This is a genomic window from Phenylobacterium sp. GW823-FHT02A09, from assembly GCF_058797775.1.
This window is the reverse complement of sequence record NZ_JBXAJZ010000005.1, coordinates 17,987-33,492: the sequence shown is the minus strand read 5'-3', so window position 1 is coordinate 33,492 and position 15,506 is coordinate 17,987. Positions and strand designations below refer to the sequence as shown.

The 15,506-nt window shown below is 69.8% G+C and carries 18 protein-coding genes; 10 read left to right on the top strand and 8 right to left on the bottom strand.

What is annotated here, in order from left to right; all coding sequences use genetic code 11:
• Nucleotides 1–33 precede the first annotated feature (33 nt).
• From AC1Q87_RS20290 to AC1Q87_RS20280, 3 genes are all read right to left on the bottom strand, one after another.
• Nucleotides 34–429, bottom strand: a complete 396-nt coding sequence (locus AC1Q87_RS20290) for a DUF6491 family protein (protein ID WP_492610647.1) — start codon at nucleotides 427–429, stop codon at nucleotides 34–36.
• A gap of 2 nt (nucleotides 430–431) precedes the next feature.
• Nucleotides 432–2,243: an FAD-dependent 5-carboxymethylaminomethyl-2-thiouridine(34) oxidoreductase MnmC1 gene (gene mnmC1 / locus AC1Q87_RS20285; RefSeq protein WP_492610646.1), complete on the bottom strand. Its 1,812-nt coding sequence runs from the start codon at nucleotides 2,241–2,243 to the stop codon at nucleotides 432–434.
• Nucleotides 2,244–2,324: 81 nt separating this feature from the next.
• Nucleotides 2,325–2,633 carry a hypothetical protein gene (locus AC1Q87_RS20280; protein ID WP_183776471.1) on the bottom strand — a complete coding sequence of 103 codons (309 nt, stop codon included), beginning with the start codon at nucleotides 2,631–2,633 and terminating at the stop codon, nucleotides 2,325–2,327.
• 259 nt (nucleotides 2,634–2,892) lie between these two features.
• Here AC1Q87_RS20280 and AC1Q87_RS20275 point away from each other — a divergent pair, with 259 nt between their 5' ends.
• Complete coding sequence (locus AC1Q87_RS20275; RefSeq protein WP_492610645.1) at nucleotides 2,893–3,771, top strand: alpha/beta fold hydrolase; 879 nt, start codon at nucleotides 2,893–2,895, stop codon at nucleotides 3,769–3,771.
• Here the strand turns inward: AC1Q87_RS20275 and AC1Q87_RS20270 are convergent.
• Nucleotides 3,768–4,694, bottom strand: a complete 927-nt coding sequence (locus AC1Q87_RS20270; RefSeq protein WP_492610644.1) for a thioesterase family protein — start codon at nucleotides 4,692–4,694, stop codon at nucleotides 3,768–3,770. The two genes, AC1Q87_RS20275 and AC1Q87_RS20270, sit on opposite strands and share 4 nt — an antisense overlap.
• A 227-nt stretch (nucleotides 4,695–4,921) precedes the next feature.
• On the opposite strand from AC1Q87_RS20270, the gene AC1Q87_RS20265 reads away from it, so the two are divergent.
• The gene (locus AC1Q87_RS20265) at nucleotides 4,922–5,128 is read left to right on the top strand and encodes an alkylphosphonate utilization protein (RefSeq protein WP_436063535.1); all 207 of its coding nucleotides are present in this window, start codon (nucleotides 4,922–4,924) and stop codon (nucleotides 5,126–5,128) included.
• Here AC1Q87_RS20265 and AC1Q87_RS20260 read toward each other — a convergent pair.
• Entirely contained in the window at nucleotides 5,125–5,301 is a 177-nt protein-coding gene (locus AC1Q87_RS20260; protein WP_492610643.1) for a hypothetical protein, read from the bottom strand. The genes AC1Q87_RS20265 and AC1Q87_RS20260 overlap by 4 nt on opposite strands.
• A 121-nt stretch (nucleotides 5,302–5,422) precedes the next feature.
• Between AC1Q87_RS20260 and AC1Q87_RS20255 the strand changes: the two genes are divergently transcribed.
• The 3 genes from AC1Q87_RS20255 to AC1Q87_RS20245 all read left to right on the top strand — a co-directional run bounded on the left by AC1Q87_RS20255 (nucleotide 5,423) and on the right by AC1Q87_RS20245 (nucleotide 7,532).
• Nucleotides 5,423–6,229 (top strand): cytochrome b/b6 domain-containing protein, encoded by an 807-nt coding sequence (locus AC1Q87_RS20255; protein WP_492610642.1) that lies wholly within the window; start codon nucleotides 5,423–5,425, stop codon nucleotides 6,227–6,229.
• A complete protein-coding gene (locus tag AC1Q87_RS20250) occupies nucleotides 6,226–6,996 on the top strand; it encodes a molybdopterin-dependent oxidoreductase (protein ID WP_492610641.1) in 771 nt (256 codons plus the stop codon). The genes AC1Q87_RS20255 and AC1Q87_RS20250 overlap by 4 nt, the downstream gene beginning before the upstream one ends.
• A gap of 77 nt (nucleotides 6,997–7,073) precedes the next feature.
• Nucleotides 7,074–7,532 (top strand): hypothetical protein, encoded by a 459-nt coding sequence (locus AC1Q87_RS20245; protein WP_492610640.1) that lies wholly within the window; start codon nucleotides 7,074–7,076, stop codon nucleotides 7,530–7,532.
• Nucleotides 7,533–7,535: 3 nt separating this feature from the next.
• On the opposite strand, the gene AC1Q87_RS20240 is transcribed toward AC1Q87_RS20245, so the two are convergent.
• Entirely contained in the window at nucleotides 7,536–8,324 is a 789-nt protein-coding gene (locus AC1Q87_RS20240; protein WP_492610639.1) for an acid phosphatase, read from the bottom strand.
• A 108-nt stretch (nucleotides 8,325–8,432) separates the two neighbouring features.
• Between AC1Q87_RS20240 and AC1Q87_RS20235 the strand changes: the two genes are divergently transcribed.
• Nucleotides 8,433–9,260 (top strand): SDR family NAD(P)-dependent oxidoreductase, encoded by an 828-nt coding sequence (locus AC1Q87_RS20235; RefSeq protein WP_492610638.1) that lies wholly within the window; start codon nucleotides 8,433–8,435, stop codon nucleotides 9,258–9,260.
• Between the two features lie 46 nt (nucleotides 9,261–9,306).
• Here AC1Q87_RS20235 and AC1Q87_RS20230 read toward each other — a convergent pair whose 3' ends face one another.
• Complete coding sequence (locus AC1Q87_RS20230; protein WP_293406132.1) at nucleotides 9,307–10,368, bottom strand: 1,9-bis(guanidino)-5-aza-nonane synthase; 1,062 nt, start codon at nucleotides 10,366–10,368, stop codon at nucleotides 9,307–9,309.
• Between the two features lie 183 nt (nucleotides 10,369–10,551).
• Nucleotides 10,552–11,805: a type III PLP-dependent enzyme gene (locus tag AC1Q87_RS20225; RefSeq protein ID WP_492610637.1), complete on the bottom strand. Its 1,254-nt coding sequence runs from the start codon at nucleotides 11,803–11,805 to the stop codon at nucleotides 10,552–10,554.
• Between the two features lie 221 nt (nucleotides 11,806–12,026).
• On the opposite strand from AC1Q87_RS20225, the gene AC1Q87_RS20220 reads away from it, so the two are divergent.
• The 4 genes from AC1Q87_RS20220 to phnE all read left to right on the top strand — a co-directional run bounded on the left by AC1Q87_RS20220 (nucleotide 12,027) and on the right by phnE (nucleotide 15,341).
• Nucleotides 12,027–12,554: a GNAT family N-acetyltransferase gene (locus AC1Q87_RS20220; protein WP_492610636.1), complete on the top strand. Its 528-nt coding sequence runs from the start codon at nucleotides 12,027–12,029 to the stop codon at nucleotides 12,552–12,554.
• A 154-nt stretch (nucleotides 12,555–12,708) separates the two neighbouring features.
• Nucleotides 12,709–13,503 carry a phosphonate ABC transporter ATP-binding protein gene (gene phnC, locus AC1Q87_RS20215; protein WP_492610635.1) on the top strand — a complete coding sequence of 265 codons (795 nt, stop codon included), beginning with the start codon at nucleotides 12,709–12,711 and terminating at the stop codon, nucleotides 13,501–13,503.
• Nucleotides 13,500–14,522: a phosphate/phosphite/phosphonate ABC transporter substrate-binding protein gene (gene phnD, locus AC1Q87_RS20210; protein ID WP_492610634.1), complete on the top strand. Its 1,023-nt coding sequence runs from the start codon at nucleotides 13,500–13,502 to the stop codon at nucleotides 14,520–14,522. Before phnC ends, phnD begins: the two co-directional genes overlap by 4 nt.
• Nucleotides 14,523–14,531: 9 nt before the next feature.
• On the top strand, nucleotides 14,532–15,341 hold the full coding sequence (phnE, locus tag AC1Q87_RS20205; protein WP_492610633.1) for a phosphonate ABC transporter, permease protein PhnE: 810 nt from the start codon (nucleotides 14,532–14,534) through the stop codon (nucleotides 15,339–15,341).
• Nucleotides 15,342–15,506 lie beyond the last annotated feature (165 nt).

The window sequence follows — 15,506 nt, the reverse complement described above, 5'->3', positions numbered from 1 at the left end:
CGCCCCCTCGAAGGCGGCGCCCGCTTTTTCGTTTCAGGGCTTGGATTTGGGCGGCAGCGCCGCGGCCTCTTCCGGGGTCAGCTTGGTGACCGTGCGCACTTCGCAGCGCTGCGGGCCGAAGGGGCCTTTGGTGACGATGCTCGCGTCGAGCCCCGAGCAGATCGAGTTGCCGCCGCGCGAGACCAGCGCGATGGCCTGGTTCCAGTCGATGTCCGGGCAGCGGGCGAACAGGTCCAGCCGATAGACGTCGCGAACCCCCACCCGGACATAGACGGTGGTCTCGTCGACCGCGTTGAATCCGTTGGCGCTGTTGGCCCAGAAGCAGCTGCGGCCCGAGGCGCCGGCCGCTACGGCGGCGTCCGAAACCGGCGGGGTGGTGCAGGCGGCCAGGGCGAACGCCCCCGCCACGCCGAGGAAGGCCCGGATCATGGTCACGCTCCTTTAGCGGTCTCGCTTGCGAGATTACGACCTTTGCGTGCTGCGCGCCTGCGGAATCGGTCGGGCGCGACGAGGTCGGCCAGCGGCGCGGGCAGCGGCGACGGCGCCCCCAGCGCCAGGGCCGCGACGTGCTCGGCCAGCAGCGGCGCCAGGCAGAAGCCGCGCGACCCCAGCCCGCCCAGCACGTAGACGCCCTCCAGGCCCGGCGCAGGGCCGGCCAGCGGCAGGTGGTCGGGCGTGGTGGCGCGGATCGAGGCGCGGCCCTGCACGTCGGCGCCTACGCGGGCGGCGAGGCCGGGCAGGGCGGCGGCCAGGGTGGCGAGGTTGCGGCGGTGATCGTCGTCGCGGATGTCGGTCGTGGTCTCGCCGCGGTCATGGGTGGCGCCGAACAGCAGGCCCGTGCGGGTGGGGACGGCGTAGCCGCCCCAGGCCGCGGCCTGGACGGTGGTCGCGGCGTCGGACCAGCTGGCCTGGCCGCGCACGGGCGCTATCGGCAGGCCGTCCAGCAACGCGCCGATAGCGGGTCCTATCGTCAGGATTACCGCGTCAACTTCCAGAATTCCTCCGTTTGCGGGGTCGTGCAGCGTCCAACCGCCCTGTTCCGGACGGATTTGCGCGACCTGCGCGCGGCGCACGGCGCCGATCCAGGCCGCCAGAACGCTCGCAGGCTCGATGACGAGCGCATCCGTAAGGTCGAGGGCGGCGCCGATAGCCGGCTCGCCCAGGCGGCCCGCGGCGTCGGCCGCGTCGAGCGGGACCAGGGCGCCGGGTTCGAAGATGTCCGAGGCGGCGATCTTGGCGAAGCGGGCGACGTCGCGCTCGTCGCCGGCGATCTGCAGCACGCTGCGGGCGAGCACGGCGCCGGGCAGCGCCTCGTAGAGCCGCCTTGCACGGCTCAGGGCCTGGGCAAAGAGGCGTGCCAGCGGGCCGAGCCCAGCGTCGAGGCGCGGGGTCACCAGGGCGGCGGGGTTGCCCGACGCGCCGGCCCCGGGGGCCTCGGCGTCGAGCACGACCGGATCGCAGCCGAGCGCGCGCAGGGCGCGGGCGGCGCTGGCCCCGGCGATCCCGGCCCCGACGATCGCCACGCGGAGGGGCGGGCGCAGGGCGGGCTCGCCCGGCATCTTCGCCTCCAGCCGTTCGCGCTTGCGGCCGAAGCCGGGGCGCTTGTCGACGGCGAAGCCGGCGGCGGTCAGGCCACGGCGCACGGCGCCGGCGACGGTGAAGGTGGCGGCGCACGCCCCGGGGGCCGAGCGGGCAGCGACCAGGGCGAGGATCTCCTCGCGCCACATGGCCGGGTTCAGGGCGGGCGAAAAGCCGTCGAGGAACCAGGCGTCGGCCTGGCCGGACCATTCTGAGAGCGCGGCTTCGACGTCCATCACCGCCAGGTCGATGGTCGCGCCGACCTCGGGCAGGTCGATTCGATGGAAGCCGCGGGCGCGGCCCGGCCAGCGGGCGACCAGCAGCGCCGCCAGCTCGGCGAGCTCGGGCCAGCGCGACAGGGCGCGGGCGGCCTCGTCGGCGGTGATCGGGTGGGCCTCGACGCTGAAGACGTGGAGATGGCCCCCGGACGGGCCGCTGGTCCGCCAGAGGTCGAGCAGGGCCAGGATGTTGAGGCCGGTGCCGAAGCCCAGCTCGCCGACCGTGAAGCGGGTGCGCCCGGCCCATGCGCCCGGCAGGCCGCAGCCTTGCAGGAACACCGCGCGGGATTCGGCCAGGCCGTCCTCGGCCGAGAAATAGACGTCGCCGTACAGTCGCGATCGCGGCTGACCGTCGTCGGTCCAGGCGAGGGGAGATTCGTCGCTCATCGCGCCGTTATAACGCGCAAAAGAAAAGGGCCGCCCGAGAGGGCGGCCCTTCGCTTAAGAACGCGGATGCGTTCGTAAGACTTACTTCGCGGCCGGAGCGGCAGCGGCGTCGGCAGCCGGAGCAGCCGGAGCAGCAGCGGCGGCAGCGGCGTCGGCCGGAGCAGCGGCGGCAGCGGCGGTCGCGTCGCCAGCGGCCTTCGTGGCGTCGGCAGCGGCGTCAGCGGCGGTGGCGGCGGCGTCGGTCGCGGTGGCGGCGGCGTCGGTCGCGGTTTCGGCGGTGGCTTCGGCGGTGTCAGCGGCCTTTTCAGCCGGCTTGCCGCAAGCGGCGACGGACAGAGCGGCGACGGCGGCGCCGGCGACGAGCAGCTTGCGAAGGATTTCGGTGGTCATGTCCCTGGGTCCCCTGGAAACGGAGGTTAGAAGCGGCTCAACGAGGCGACCCTTACGGGGAACATCGCTGCGCTGCTTCGGAATATGCCCGGCTTGGCGCTCAGGGCAAGGCTTTAATTCACGCCCTCGTGATCACTTTTGCAACCCTTGCCCCCATCCCCCCGAAAACCAAGGGCTTCGAGGGTGTTGTCGAACCGCGCGTCAATGTGGTTTCGAGGGGGTGACCGGCCCAGATCGGCGGTCGGCGGAGGGATTTGCGATGGAATCGGCTTTGGCGGAGGCGCCGCGTGCGCGCCTGATCGACCTGAAGGATCGCGGCGGCGCGATGGCGGCGCTGGACTTCGGCGATCAAGGCCGACCGGTCGACATCGTCTTCGTGCACGCCAATGGCTTCAATGCGCGCACCTATCGCACAATTCTTGCGCCGCTGGCGCAGGACCTGCGGATCCTCGCGGTCGACCAGCGCGGGCACGGCCGTTCGACCCTGCCGGCCGAAACGGTCGGACGGACCTCGTGGAACGGCCTGCGCGACGACCTGCTGGCCCTGCTGACGACCCTCGACCTTCGGGACGTGGTGCTGGCCGGCCACTCGATGGGCGGCACCGCCTGCGTGCTGGCCCAGGCGCTGGCCGCCGACCGCGTGCGCCGCGTCGTGCTGTTCGATCCGGTGGTGATGCCGGCCGCCGGACCGGTCGATCCGAGCCAAGTGAGCAATTCGCCGCTGGTGCAGGGCGCCTTGCGTCGTCGGTCGGTGTTTCCCGACAAGGCGGCCGTGGTCGCCGCCTACACCGGCCGCGGGGCGTTCCGGACCTGGCAGGGCGAGATGCTGGCCGACTATGTCGCCGACGGCTTCCGCGAGCGGGAGGACGGCGAGGTGGAGCTGTCCTGCGCGCCGGAGTGGGAGGCGTCCAACTTCGCGTCTCACGCCCACGACACCTGGGGCGCCTTCGAGCAGGCCCAGGTCCCGATTCGGATCCTGAGGGCCGAGGAGGGGTCGACCTGCCGCGAAGACCCCAAACTGGACGCGCTGGTCGCCGCCGGCCGCATCCAGGTCGAGACCGTACCCGGCACGAGCCACTTCCTGCCGATGGAGCGGCCGGACCTGGTGGCTTCGGCGCTGCGCACCGCCGTCGCCTAGAGCGCGAGCCCGGCCGGCGAGGCGGCGCGGAACGCCGCCTGCGCCGCTTCCGAGATGTCGACGACCTTGCGTCGGTCGAGGTCGAACGAAACCACCACGGCCTCGGCGCTGGCCCAGGGGCGGCCGCTCTGCGGATCGACCATCCAGTGCATGACCCGGCGGGTCCGCGCGTCGCAGCCTGCGAAGCCGGAGCGCAGTTCGACGCCGTCGCCGGCCTGCGGCCAGTCGAGGTGCAGCACGCGATACTCCAGCACCGCCCCGCCGATCCGCGCCTCGGGATCGCCGTCGGCCGGGCCGGGGCGGACGTCGCCGAACAGCCGGCCGACCCCGTCCGAGACGCGGCCGATGAAGATCTCGGGCCGCATGCGGCCGAAGACGTCGCACTCGGCCGGGCCGATGACGCCGAGACCGATCCGCTTCAGGCCCAGTTCGTCGGCGCGCGGCAGCGAGGCGGTGGCGACGACGGGGGAGAGGTCGATGCTGCGCGCGGCGGCGAAGGCCGGGACGTCGACCATCAACTCCACGGCCCGCTCGCGCAGACGCTGGGGCCAGGGGAACGGGCGCAGTTCGCGGGCGGTGGCGTGGTCGACGACCAGTTGGAAGGTCGCCGCCGGCTGGCCGTCGAGGTGGCGGATGACCAGCAGCAGGCGCGCGTCGTTCTCGCCGATCGACACGACGCCGCCGGTCATGTGCAGCGAGGCGCCGGCCTTGGCTTCGCGCAGAAAGCGGATGTGCTGCTCGCGGACGACCAGGGTCGATTCGCCGTCGCGGCCGAAGGCGCGCGGCATGCCCAGCAGCGCGGCGAAACCGGCCAGACCCTCCTGGGCCTTGGCGACCCAGAAGCGGACGTTCAGGTGACCCATCTCGTCGCATTCCCAGGTGTTGACGCCGCCGCTCCAAACCTCGACGCCTTGCTCGGACACTTGCACGCTCCCCCGACACTCGAAAACGGCGCGAACCTTAGGGGGAGAGACCGGCCCGCGCCAGGAGGCTGGCCCTGGCCGCCCCGAGGCTCTAAGCCAGCGCCGACCAGTATTTGCGAGGCGGCATGAGCGAGAGCGGCGACGAGTTCGTCTATGACGAGACCACCGGCGAGTGGGTGAGCGCCGCCGAGGCCGCGGCGAACAAGGCGGCGTCCCAGCAGGTCGAGGTGCGCGACGCGGTCGGCAATCTGCTGGCCGATGGCGACAGCGTGACCCTGGTCAAGGACCTGAAGGTCAAGGGCGCGGGCCAGACCCTGAAGCGCGGCACGGTGATCAAGTCGATCCGCCTGACCGGCGACGAGCAGGAGATCGACTGCCGGCACGAGGCCATCAAGGGCCTGGTGCTGCGCGCCGAGTTCGTCCGCAAGCTCTAGTCGCGCTTGCCCTCGGCGGGATCGCCGGCCGAGCCCATGTGACCGCCCGGCGGCATGTCGGTGTCGAAGCTGCGGGGCTCGTCGAGGTGGCGGGAGGCGGCCTGCGCCTCGTCGGGGCGCGGACGGCGCTCGGGCGGGGATTGTTCGGGGCGTGGTTCGCGGGGGGCAGGCATCGGCGTTCTCCAGGATCCGATGCAGAAATCATCTGGGCGGGCGGCGTGTTCCGGGCATCCGCGGCGCGGTGGCCGTCGTAACCGCTGCATGGCACAGTCGAACGATCCCGGAGGATGCCGAATGCCGCCGCCCGTCCGCACGTCTGTCCGCCGCCACGGGCTGACGACCCGGCTGACCCACTGGATCAATGCGGCGGCCCTGCTGGTGCTGCTGCTTAGCGGACTGCAGATCTTCAACGCCCATCCAGCCCTCTATTGGGGCGACGTCTCGACCTTCGCCCGGCCTTGGGCAGCGATGTTCGCCGCCGAGCGCGGCGGCGAGGCGGTCGGGATCACCAAGATCGGATCGGCCTATGTCGAGACCACCGGCGTGCTCGGCTTTTCCGGGAACGAAGTGCGCGGGTTTCCGTCCTGGGCGACCTTGCCCAGCTATCGCAGCCTGGCCGACGGGCGGCGCTGGCACTTCGCCTTCGCCTGGCTCTTCGCGCTGAACGGGCTGGTCTATCTGGGCGCGGGCCTGATCGGCGGGCATTTCCGCAGGGACCTGCTGCCGAACCGGGACCAACTGGCCCCGCGTCACCTGCTGCGCGAGATCGCCGACCACGCGCGCCTGCGGTTCGCCAGGGGCGAGGCGGCGCGGCGCTACAACGCCCTGCAGAAGCTGACCTATCTGGCGGTCATCTTCGTGCTGCTGCCGATGATGGTGCTGACCGGCCTCTCGATGTCGCCCGGCATGAACGCCGGCTTCCCGTGGCTGCCCGAGCTGTTCGGCGGGCGGCAGTCGGCGCGAACGATCCACTTCATCAGCGCTAGCCTGATCGTGCTGTTCGTGCTGGTGCACCTGGCCATGGTGCTGGCGTCCGGACCGCTGAACGGGCTGCGTTCGATGATCACCGGCCGGTTCACCATCGGGGAGGACGCGCGATGATCGACCGCCGCCGCTGGCTGTCGGGTCTGGCCGTCGCCGCCATGGGGGCGGTGCTGGGCGCCTGTGACAAGCTCACCATGAACGCTGGGGTGCAGCGCGGGCTGGCGCGGGCCGAGGGCCTGACCCGGCGCGCCCAGCGGCTGGTCGTCGACCGCAAGGCGCTGGCCCCGGAGTTCAGCCCCGCCGAGATTTCGCCGGACTTCCGCGCCAACGGCTCCACCGCCCCGGGCGACCTCGAGTATCGGGCGCTGGTCGAGGCGGGCTTCGCCGACTGGCGGCTGGTGATCGACGGTCTGGTCGAGCGGCCGCTGTCGCTGAGCCTGGCCGAGCTGCGGGCGCAGCCGGCCCGCACCCAGATCACCCGCCACGACTGCGTCGAGGGTTGGTCGGCGATCGGCCAATGGAGCGGCGCGCGGCTGGGACCGCTGCTGGACCAGGCCGGGCTGAAGGACAGCGCGCGCTACATCGTCTTTCACTGCGCCGACACCCTGGACCCGAACGCGCCGGCGGCCCAGGGCCGCTACTACGAGAGCATCGACCTGATCGACGCCTATCACCCGCAGAGCATCCTGGCCTACGACATGAACGGCGCGCCGCTGGCGGTGAAGCACGGGGCGCCGGTGCGGCTGCGGGTCGAGCGCCAGCTTGGCTACAAGCACGCCAAGTACGTCATGCGCATCGAGGCGGTGGCCGACCTGGCCGGGATCGGCGGCGGCAAGGGCGGGTTCTGGGAAGACCGCGGCTATGAGTGGTACGCCGGGATCTGAGCCGCGGAATTGACATCCGCGCCCAAATTTAACGAACTGAGCGCGCGGGGGCGGGCCCTGCCAGCAGGACGAAGAGCATGAACGCCGTCATCGCTGCAGGCGCCGGCTTTCTCGCCGCGGTGCTGTGGATCGACCTGACCTTCGACGTGCAGGTCCAGCGCCGGGGCCCCGACCGCGCCCCCAGCGAGGTGCTGGCCTCGATCGCCCCCTATTACCGTCGGGTGACGACCGGGGCCTGGCCGATGAACTGGCTGACGCCGTCGGTGCTGGCCCTGACCCTGGCGGGCATCCTGATCCAGGCGATCGAGCGGGTGCAGCCGATCTGGGTCAGCGTCGCCTCGCTGGCCCTGGCGGCGGTCTCCATCGGGCTGGGGCTGTGGCGCACCTGGCGCAACGCCGTGCGGCTGGGCCAGGCGGTGGACACGCCGGAGGTCCAGACCAAGCTGGCGGTGAACGTCTATCGCGACCACCTGATCAGCCTGGCGGCAATGCTCGCGCTGGTCGGACTGCAGGTCGCGACCAGCTTTCCGTTCTAGACGCTAATTGTAGGGCGACTTGCCGATCAGTTCGGCCTCGGCCGCGCAGGCCGCGCCGTCGGGGACCGTGGCCGACTTGCGCAGGGCGGCCAGCTCCTTGCGGGCGGCGTCCATGTCGGCGCGGAAGGCGGCCGAGCCGTGCAGGCCGGCGACGACGATCGAGCCGTTGGTGCGGCCGGCCTCGACCGCGCTCATGTTGTGCACGCCGCAGATCAGCCGGCTCTCGCCGAACGAGCGGGCGCGGGCCAGGATCTCGGTCGACCGCTCGGGGACAAGCTCGGCCAGGATCAGGCCGACGGTCCAGCCCCAGGTGGTGTGGCCGGAGGGATAGTCGGGGCTCTTGGCTAGGCCCTCGGTCTTGGCCACGCAGATGTCGCCCTCGTCGATCAGGTAGGGGCGCTGGCGCTTGTAGATGTCTTTCGGATGATTGACCGCGCGGCGCACGTCGTAGCGGGCGGTCATCAGGATCTTGGTCAGCTTGGGCGCGGTCTGCGGAGTCAGCTCCATGCCGATGGCGCAGCTCATGTCCTTGACGATGGCGGCCTCGTCCGCGTCGGCGGTGGCCAGCGACCAGCGGGGGCTGTCCTTCAGCGAGCGGGTGGCGAGGAAGGCCGAGCGGTCGGCCTGGTAGCGGATCGTGCCCGGCGTCGGGGCGGGGGGAAGGATCTTGTAGCTGTCGGGGGCGGCCTCGCCGAGATAGCCGCTGGGCTTGGCCTGCTGCTGCTGGGCGAGCGCGGTTCCGCCGACGGCGAGCGCGGCTGCGGCGGCGAGACTGATGACGATGCGGTTCATGACGACCCTCCCAAACTGGCGGCCGATCATGCGGAGCCGCGGGCGCGGTTCAAGCGGTAGATTTGCCGCTAAGGTGATGCGGACAAGTCCGCAGCCCTGGAGACCGCCATGCACCGCGCCATCGCACCTGGAAACGTCGCCGTCGTCACCGGCGCGGCCAACGGCATCGGCGCGGCCGCGGCCCGGCGGCTGGCGGGCGAGGGGATGCGTCTCTGCCTGGTCGACGCCGACGGGGCGCGGCTGGCGGCCGTGCAGGCCGAACTGGGCGAGGCGGCGATCGCGGTGACGCTGGACGTCTCCGACGCCGCCGCGGTCGAGGCCCTGGCCCGCGATGTCGCCGAGCGGCTGGGGCCGGTCTCGGTGCTCATGAACAACGCCGGGGTCGGGGGCGGCGGCGACGCACTCTCCAATCCCGCCGGCTGGCAGCGGGTGCTGGGGGTGAACCTGATGGGGGTGCTGCACGGGGTGCAGGCCTTCGCGCCGACGATGGCGGCCAGCGGCGCGCCGGGGCTGGTGATCAACACCGGCTCCAAGCAGGGCGTGACCATGCCGCCGGGCGACACCGCCTACAACGTCTCCAAGGCCGGGGTGAAGGCGCTGACCGAGGGGCTGGCCCACACCCTGCGCAACACGCCGGGCTGCCAGGTCAGCGCCCACCTGCTGGTGCCGGGCTTCACCTATACCGGCATGATCGCCAGCCGGATCCCCGAGCGCCCGCCCGGGGCCTGGACCTCCGAGCAGGTGGTCGAGCGGATGCTGGAGGGCGTCGCGCGCGGCGAGTTCTATCTGTGGTGCGAGGACAACGAGACGCCGCGGGCGGTCGACGAGAAGCGGGTGCTGTGGACCGCCGGCGACATCGTCGAGAACCGGCCGGCGCTGTCGCGCTGGCATCCCGACTGGAAAGACCGCTTCGACCGCTTCATGGCCGGCGAATAGGGCCCAAAGAAAAACGGCGCTCCCGAGGGAGCGCCGTTTTGTAGTCTTAGGCCTTCTTTTCGAAGAGCTTGTTCCAGCGCGGCTTGGTGCGGGTCTTCCACGACCCGCGGTGCCAAGCGTCCGAGGCGATCAGCGGCACCACGGTGGTGGCTTCGGCGAACACCATCTGTTCCCAGGTCACGTCGACCTTGCCCCAGGAGCAGGCTTCCTTGAGCGTCGAGGACGAGCAGGCGCCGTCGCGCACGTCGGCCACGGTGATCTGCACCGCGTACTTATGCATCGCCGCTTCGTGGCCGAGGATCTCGGCGCAGACTACGGTGTCCTGGGCGAAGTTCTTCGGCACGCCGCCGCCGACCATGAACAGGCCGGTGGTGCCGGCCGCCAGCTTGATGTCGGTCAGCTCGCGGAAGTCGGCGACCGCGTCGATGGTCAGGTAGGGCTTGCCCTCCTTCATGCGCTCGACCTGGTGCTTGACCAGACCGAAGCCTGCCGAGCTGTCGACGAAGGCCGGGCAGAAGATCGGCACGCCTTCGCGGTAGGCGGTCTCGATCAGCGAGTCCGGCTTCTTGGCGTTGCCCGCGGCCAGCCACTTGCCCATCTCCCAGATGAACTCGCGCGACGAATAGGGGCGCGGCTCCAGCAGGTTGCAGATCTCGTAGATCGTGCCGTCGCAGTTCTGGAGTTCTTCTTCGTCGATGTAGGTGTCGTAGATGCGGTCGATGTAGAGGTCGCGCAGGTCGCGATCGTCGACGTCCGACTGGGCTTGGTAGTGCTTGAAGCCGAGGGCTTCGAAGAAGTCCATGTCGACGATCGAGGCGCCGGTCGCGACGATCGTGTCGATCATCCCGTACTTCACCATGTCGCGGTAGATGTGCATGCAGCCGCCGGCGCTGGTCGAGCCCGCGAGGGTCAGCCAGGTCGAGCATTCCTTGTCTTCCAGCGACATCGACCAGATGTCGGCGGCGCGCGCGGTGTCGCGGCTGGTGAAGCTCATCTTGCGCATGGCGTCGACGATCGGGCGGGCGTCGTACTGGTCGATCGCCACGTGCTCGACGGTGTTGGCCAGCAGTTCGGCCTTGCGGTTCGACTTCTGAACGTCAGCGTTCATTCTCTGAGACCTCTAGAGTTTGAGCGCCCGTCCAAATGGAAGAGGCGCGACCGGGACGGAGCGACCGGCCGCGCCCCGAGCGTTCCCGATTGGGAAACGCTCGAAACGCAAATTCTGACCATTTCCTTCGCCGAACCGGTAGCCACTTCGGCGGGAAATGGTCGGAACTACGGAGCAGCCGGCTTATTTCCGCCGACGCTTCTTCCCGCGCGCACGCGACAGCTTCACGACGTTCTGGTTCTCCTGGCGGGGAACCGGAATGGACCGGCGGGCCAGGCCGTACATCGAGGCCATGGGCGCGTCGGAGGCCTCGACGGTTTCGGCGTCGCCGTAGCCGTTGAAGCGGGTGTTCATCGCCACGCCGTAGGCGCCGAGCATGCCGATCTCGACATAGTCGCCCTCGCGCACATCCTCGGGCAGCCAGAACGGGCCGGGCATGTGGTCGAGCGAGTCGCAGGTCGGACCCCAGAAGCGGTAGGGCTTCAGTGGACCGCCGACTTCCTTGGCCTCGCCGTTCTCGCTGCGGAGCAGCTTTACCGGAAAGGGCCATTTGGTGTGCGCGGCGTCGAACAGCGAGCCGTACGACCCGTCGTTCAGATAGAGCGCGTCGCCCTTCTTGAGTTCGACCTTGGTGAGGATCGACGAGCCTTCGGCGACCAGCGCCCGGCCGGGTTCGCACCACAGCTCGGTCGTCTCGTGCACCATCATCTCGGCGAAGCCGCGGTCGATGGAGTCCATGTAGTCGGCGAGGTCCGGGGGAACCATGCCGGGATATACCGACGGGAAGCCGCCGCCCACGTCCACCACGTCGGCGAACACGCCGGCGCGAACCAGGGCGCGCGAGGCCTGGGTCATCGCCGCCTGGTAGGCGGTCGGACGCATGCACTGGCTGCCGACGTGGAACGAGACGCCCATCAGGTCCTGGGTCGCGCGGCGGGCGGCCAGCAGCAGGCCGGGGGCCTGGTGTTGGTCGACGCCGAACTTGCCGGCCAGCGAATAGGCGGCGCCCTCGGCGGCGACGCCGAGACGGACGATGAGGTTGAGGTCCTTGGCGCCCTGGGTCGCGGCGAGGATCTTCTCGAGCTCCTCGTGCGTGTCGAGGGAGAAGGTCTTCACGCCGTGATCGAAGTAGGCGGCGGCGATCGCCGCGCGGCTCTTGACCGGGTGCATGAAGGCCATGCGGGACCCGGGCGCGTGCTGCGCGACAAGCTCGATCTCGGGGACCGAAGCCACATCGAAGGACGTTACGCCGTTTTCAACGAGGGCCTTGATGACCCACGGAGAAGGATTGGCCTTCACCGCGTAGAAGACGTCGCCTTTGAAATTTTCCTGGAACCAGCGCGCCGCTACCGCCACCGCGTCCGGTCGCGCAATGGCGACAGGGCGTTCCGGTGGCCGCTCACGGACCAGGTCCAGGGGCGTATGGTACGTGCGCAATTCACGTAGCCCCCATTGGCAGTTGAACCCAGACCGGCGTTAGCAGCGCTTTTTCAGGACATCGGGTCCGCCGGAGCCGTGCGAAATAGGGGCGATGACCCCTGATGTAAAGGGGTTTGTTTCTTTGCCCAAAAATTGTCATCAAACCCAAGCCGGGCCAGGACTTGCGAGGGGGGCGGCGCGATATGGTTTCGAGGGATTTTACGGAGGCCGCGATCGCTTTGCGTACAGCGGTTTTCGCCGATGCGGGTCACATCGCCAGGCTGCACGACGAGGTCTGGCGCGCGACCTACCGCGATCTTGCGACCCAGGCGGCCTGGGACGGGCTGACCGAGGCCGTCCGCCTGGCCCGTTGGGAACAGGTGCTCGGCGAGGAGCGCCCGCAGCACACGACCCTGGTCGCCGAACGTGGCGGACGCATCGTCGGGTTCGGCTCGGCCTGCGCGCCGACCGAAGAGGCGTTCGGCGGCCGCGGCGAGGTCCGCTGGCTGCATGTCGATCCGGCGGCCCAGGGCGGCGGGATCGGGCGGCGGCTGATGAGCGCGCTGACTCAGCAGCTCGCCGACTGGGACTATGACGGCTGCGCGCTGGCGGTGGTGGTCGGGAACGAGCCCGCGATGCGGTTCTACGAGCGGCTGGGCGGGCGGCGGGCCGGCGGGTTCACCGATCCGGGCCCGCTCTGGCGCTCCGACAACATCGTCTTCATCTGGGATGAGCTGTCGCCGCTGATCGGGGACAGGCAGTACTGACGCGCAACCAGCAGTCCAAGGCATGTGACAGCCCATGATACTATCGCGTGCTGGACCGAAAGCGGGGCCTCGTGTCATGAAGCCGTCGCAGGGGTCGGCGATCACAGCGAGTCCGTACCTATGCGCGCGCTGATCCGGGGAAGCCTCGCCATCTATGTCTGAAGCCGCCGTACTGTCCGTGCGGAACGCCTCCAAGAGCTTCGGCTCGCGGCGCGCCCTCGATTCCGTGTCACTCAATGTCAGCAAGGGCGAGATGATCGCCCTGATCGGGCCGTCGGGCTCGGGCAAGTCGACGCTGCTGCGTTCGATCAGCGGCCTGCAGACCATCGACAGCGGCGCCGGCCGCATCGAGGCGTTCGGCGGCGTCGTGCAGTCGGACGGCAAGATCAGCGGCAAGGTGCGCGAGGCGCGCATCCGCATCGGCTTCATCTTCCAGCAGTTCAATCTGGTCGGTCGCCTGACCCTGTTCTCGAACGTGGCGCTGGGCTCGCTTGGCCGCATCCCGTTCGTGCGCGGCGTGTTCGGCTTCTGGCCGGACGAGACCAAGAAGGCGGTCATGGCCGCCTTGGCCCGCGTCGGCGTCGCCGAGTACGCCGGCCAGCGCGCCAACACCCTGTCCGGCGGCCAGCAGCAGCGCGGCGCGATCGCGCGCGCGCTGGTCCAGAAGGCCAAGATCATCCTGGCCGACGAACCCGTCGCCTCGCTCGACCCGGTGTCGGCCCGGCGGGTCATGGAAATCCTGCGCGACCTGAACCAGCAGGACGGTCTGACGGTCGTCGTCACCCTGCATCAGGTCGACTACGCTCTGCGCTACTGCGACCGCGTGGTCGCCCTGAAGGCCGGCAAGGTCGTCTATGACGGCCCGGCCGCCCAACTGGAACGCAAACAGCTCATCGACATCTACGGCCCGGAATTCGAAGACGTCTTCTGGGAAGGAGCCCCGCAATGATCGACCGTCGCCTGCTCATCGGCAGCAGCCTGGCCGCCCTCAGTGTTGCGGCCTGCGGCAAGTCCGAGACCACGACCCCGCCCGGCGGCCCGCCGAAGGTGATCAACTTCTCGATCCTGGCGACCGAGAACTCCACCAGCATGGAGACCTTCTGGAAGCCGATCCTGGCTGACATGGAGAAGTCGATCGGCATCCCGGTGAAGCCGTTCTTCGCCTCGAACTATACCGCCCTGATCGAGGCGCTGCGCTTCAAGCAAACCGACGCCGGCTGGTTCTCCAACCAGTCGGGGCTGGAAGCCGTGCGCCGCTCGAACGGCGAGGTGTTCGCGCGCACCTTCGATCCCAGCGGCTCGGACGGCTACAAGTCGCTGCTGATCGTGCCGGCCAGCTCGAAGACGACGCTGGAAGACGTGCTCAAGTGCGACAAGACCCTGACCTTCGGGATCGGCGACGCCAAGTCGACCTCGGGCACGCTCGCGCCGATGACCTATCTGTTCGCGCCGAAGGGCATCCGCCCCGAAGCCTGCTTCAAGCAGGTGCGCGCCGCCAACCACCAGGCCAACCTGTTCTCAGTGGCCAAGGGCGTGCTGGACGTGGCCACCAACAACTCCACCGCCCTGCGCCTGCAGCGCGAGCGCGGCTCGCCGGTCGCCGACCAGGTGCGGGTGATCTGGGAAAGCCCCAAGCTGCCGGAAGACCCGATCATCTGGCGCAGCGACCTCGACCCCGCGGTGAAGGAAAAGCTGCGTCAGTTCTTCCTGACCTATGCCCAGGGCGAAGGCCCGGAGGCCGAGCGTCAGCGCAAGCTGCTGGCGGCGCTGTCGATCGGCGGCTTCCGCCCCGCCGATAACTCGCACCTGCTGCCGGTGCGCGAGATGGAAGCGACCGAGCAACTGCTGTCGGCCCGCAACGCCGGCGACAAGGTCAAGGAAGCCCAGGCCCAGAAGTCGCTCGACACCATCGCGGCCGAGCGCGCCGCGCTGGAGGCCAAGACCGGCCAGCCCGTCGCGGCCCAGTAGGACATTTCCGTGACCGCCAGCGTGACCAACACCGATCTCCTGAAGCCGCCGTCGCGGCCTCTGGGCCAGCAGCTGTTCGACCTCGGCCTGTGGGGCGGGATCATCGTGCTGCTGGTGATCAGCTTCGGCCCGGCCGAGATGAGCAAGCTGCCGAAGTTGTTCGAGAACTCGGACAACATGCGCCAGTTCGGCCGCGAGTTCCTGCATCCGGACTTCAGCGACTGGACGTTCCTGGTCAGCCAGATGTGGCTGACGGTTCAGATCGCGCTGTGGGGCACGGCCATCGCCGTGCTGATCGCGGTGCCGCTCGGCCTGCTGGGCGCGCGCAACGTGACGCCGTCTTACGTTCAGCTGCCGATCCGTCGGCTGATGGACGTGCTGCGCTCGGTGCCCGACCTTGTCATCGGCACCATCTTCGTCGTCGCCGTCGGCCTGGGGCCGTTCGCCGGCGTCATGGCCCTGGCCCTGAACACCGGCGGGGTGCTGGGCAAGCTGTTCTCCGAGGCGGTCGAGTCGATCGACAAGGGCCCGGTCGAGGGCGTGCGCGCCACCGGCGCGGCGCCGCTTCAGGAGGTGGTCTGGGGGGTGATCCCGCAGGTCGCGCCGCTGTGGACCTCGTACGCGCTCTACCGCTTCGAATCGAACAGCCGGGCGGCCACGGTGCTCGGCCTGATCGGCGCCGGCGGCATCGGCCAGATCCTGTTCGACAGCCTCAACTCGTTCTCGTATTCGCGGGTCGCGGCGATCGCGATCGTCATCGTGGCGGCTGTCACATTGATCGACCTGCTGTCACAAACCATCCGTGCACGCCTGCTCTAGAGCGTGACCAGAATGTCGCAGGCGGGGCCGATCGTGCGCCCCGCCGCGACGCCGCCGCCCTCGACGGCCCAATTCTCTCTAATCCTTGATCTGCAAGGTGTTGAGCGCCTTCTGGAGGCGTCGTTTCACCCGCCCGACGCGGGCGTCGCAAATCCGTCTTCAAAC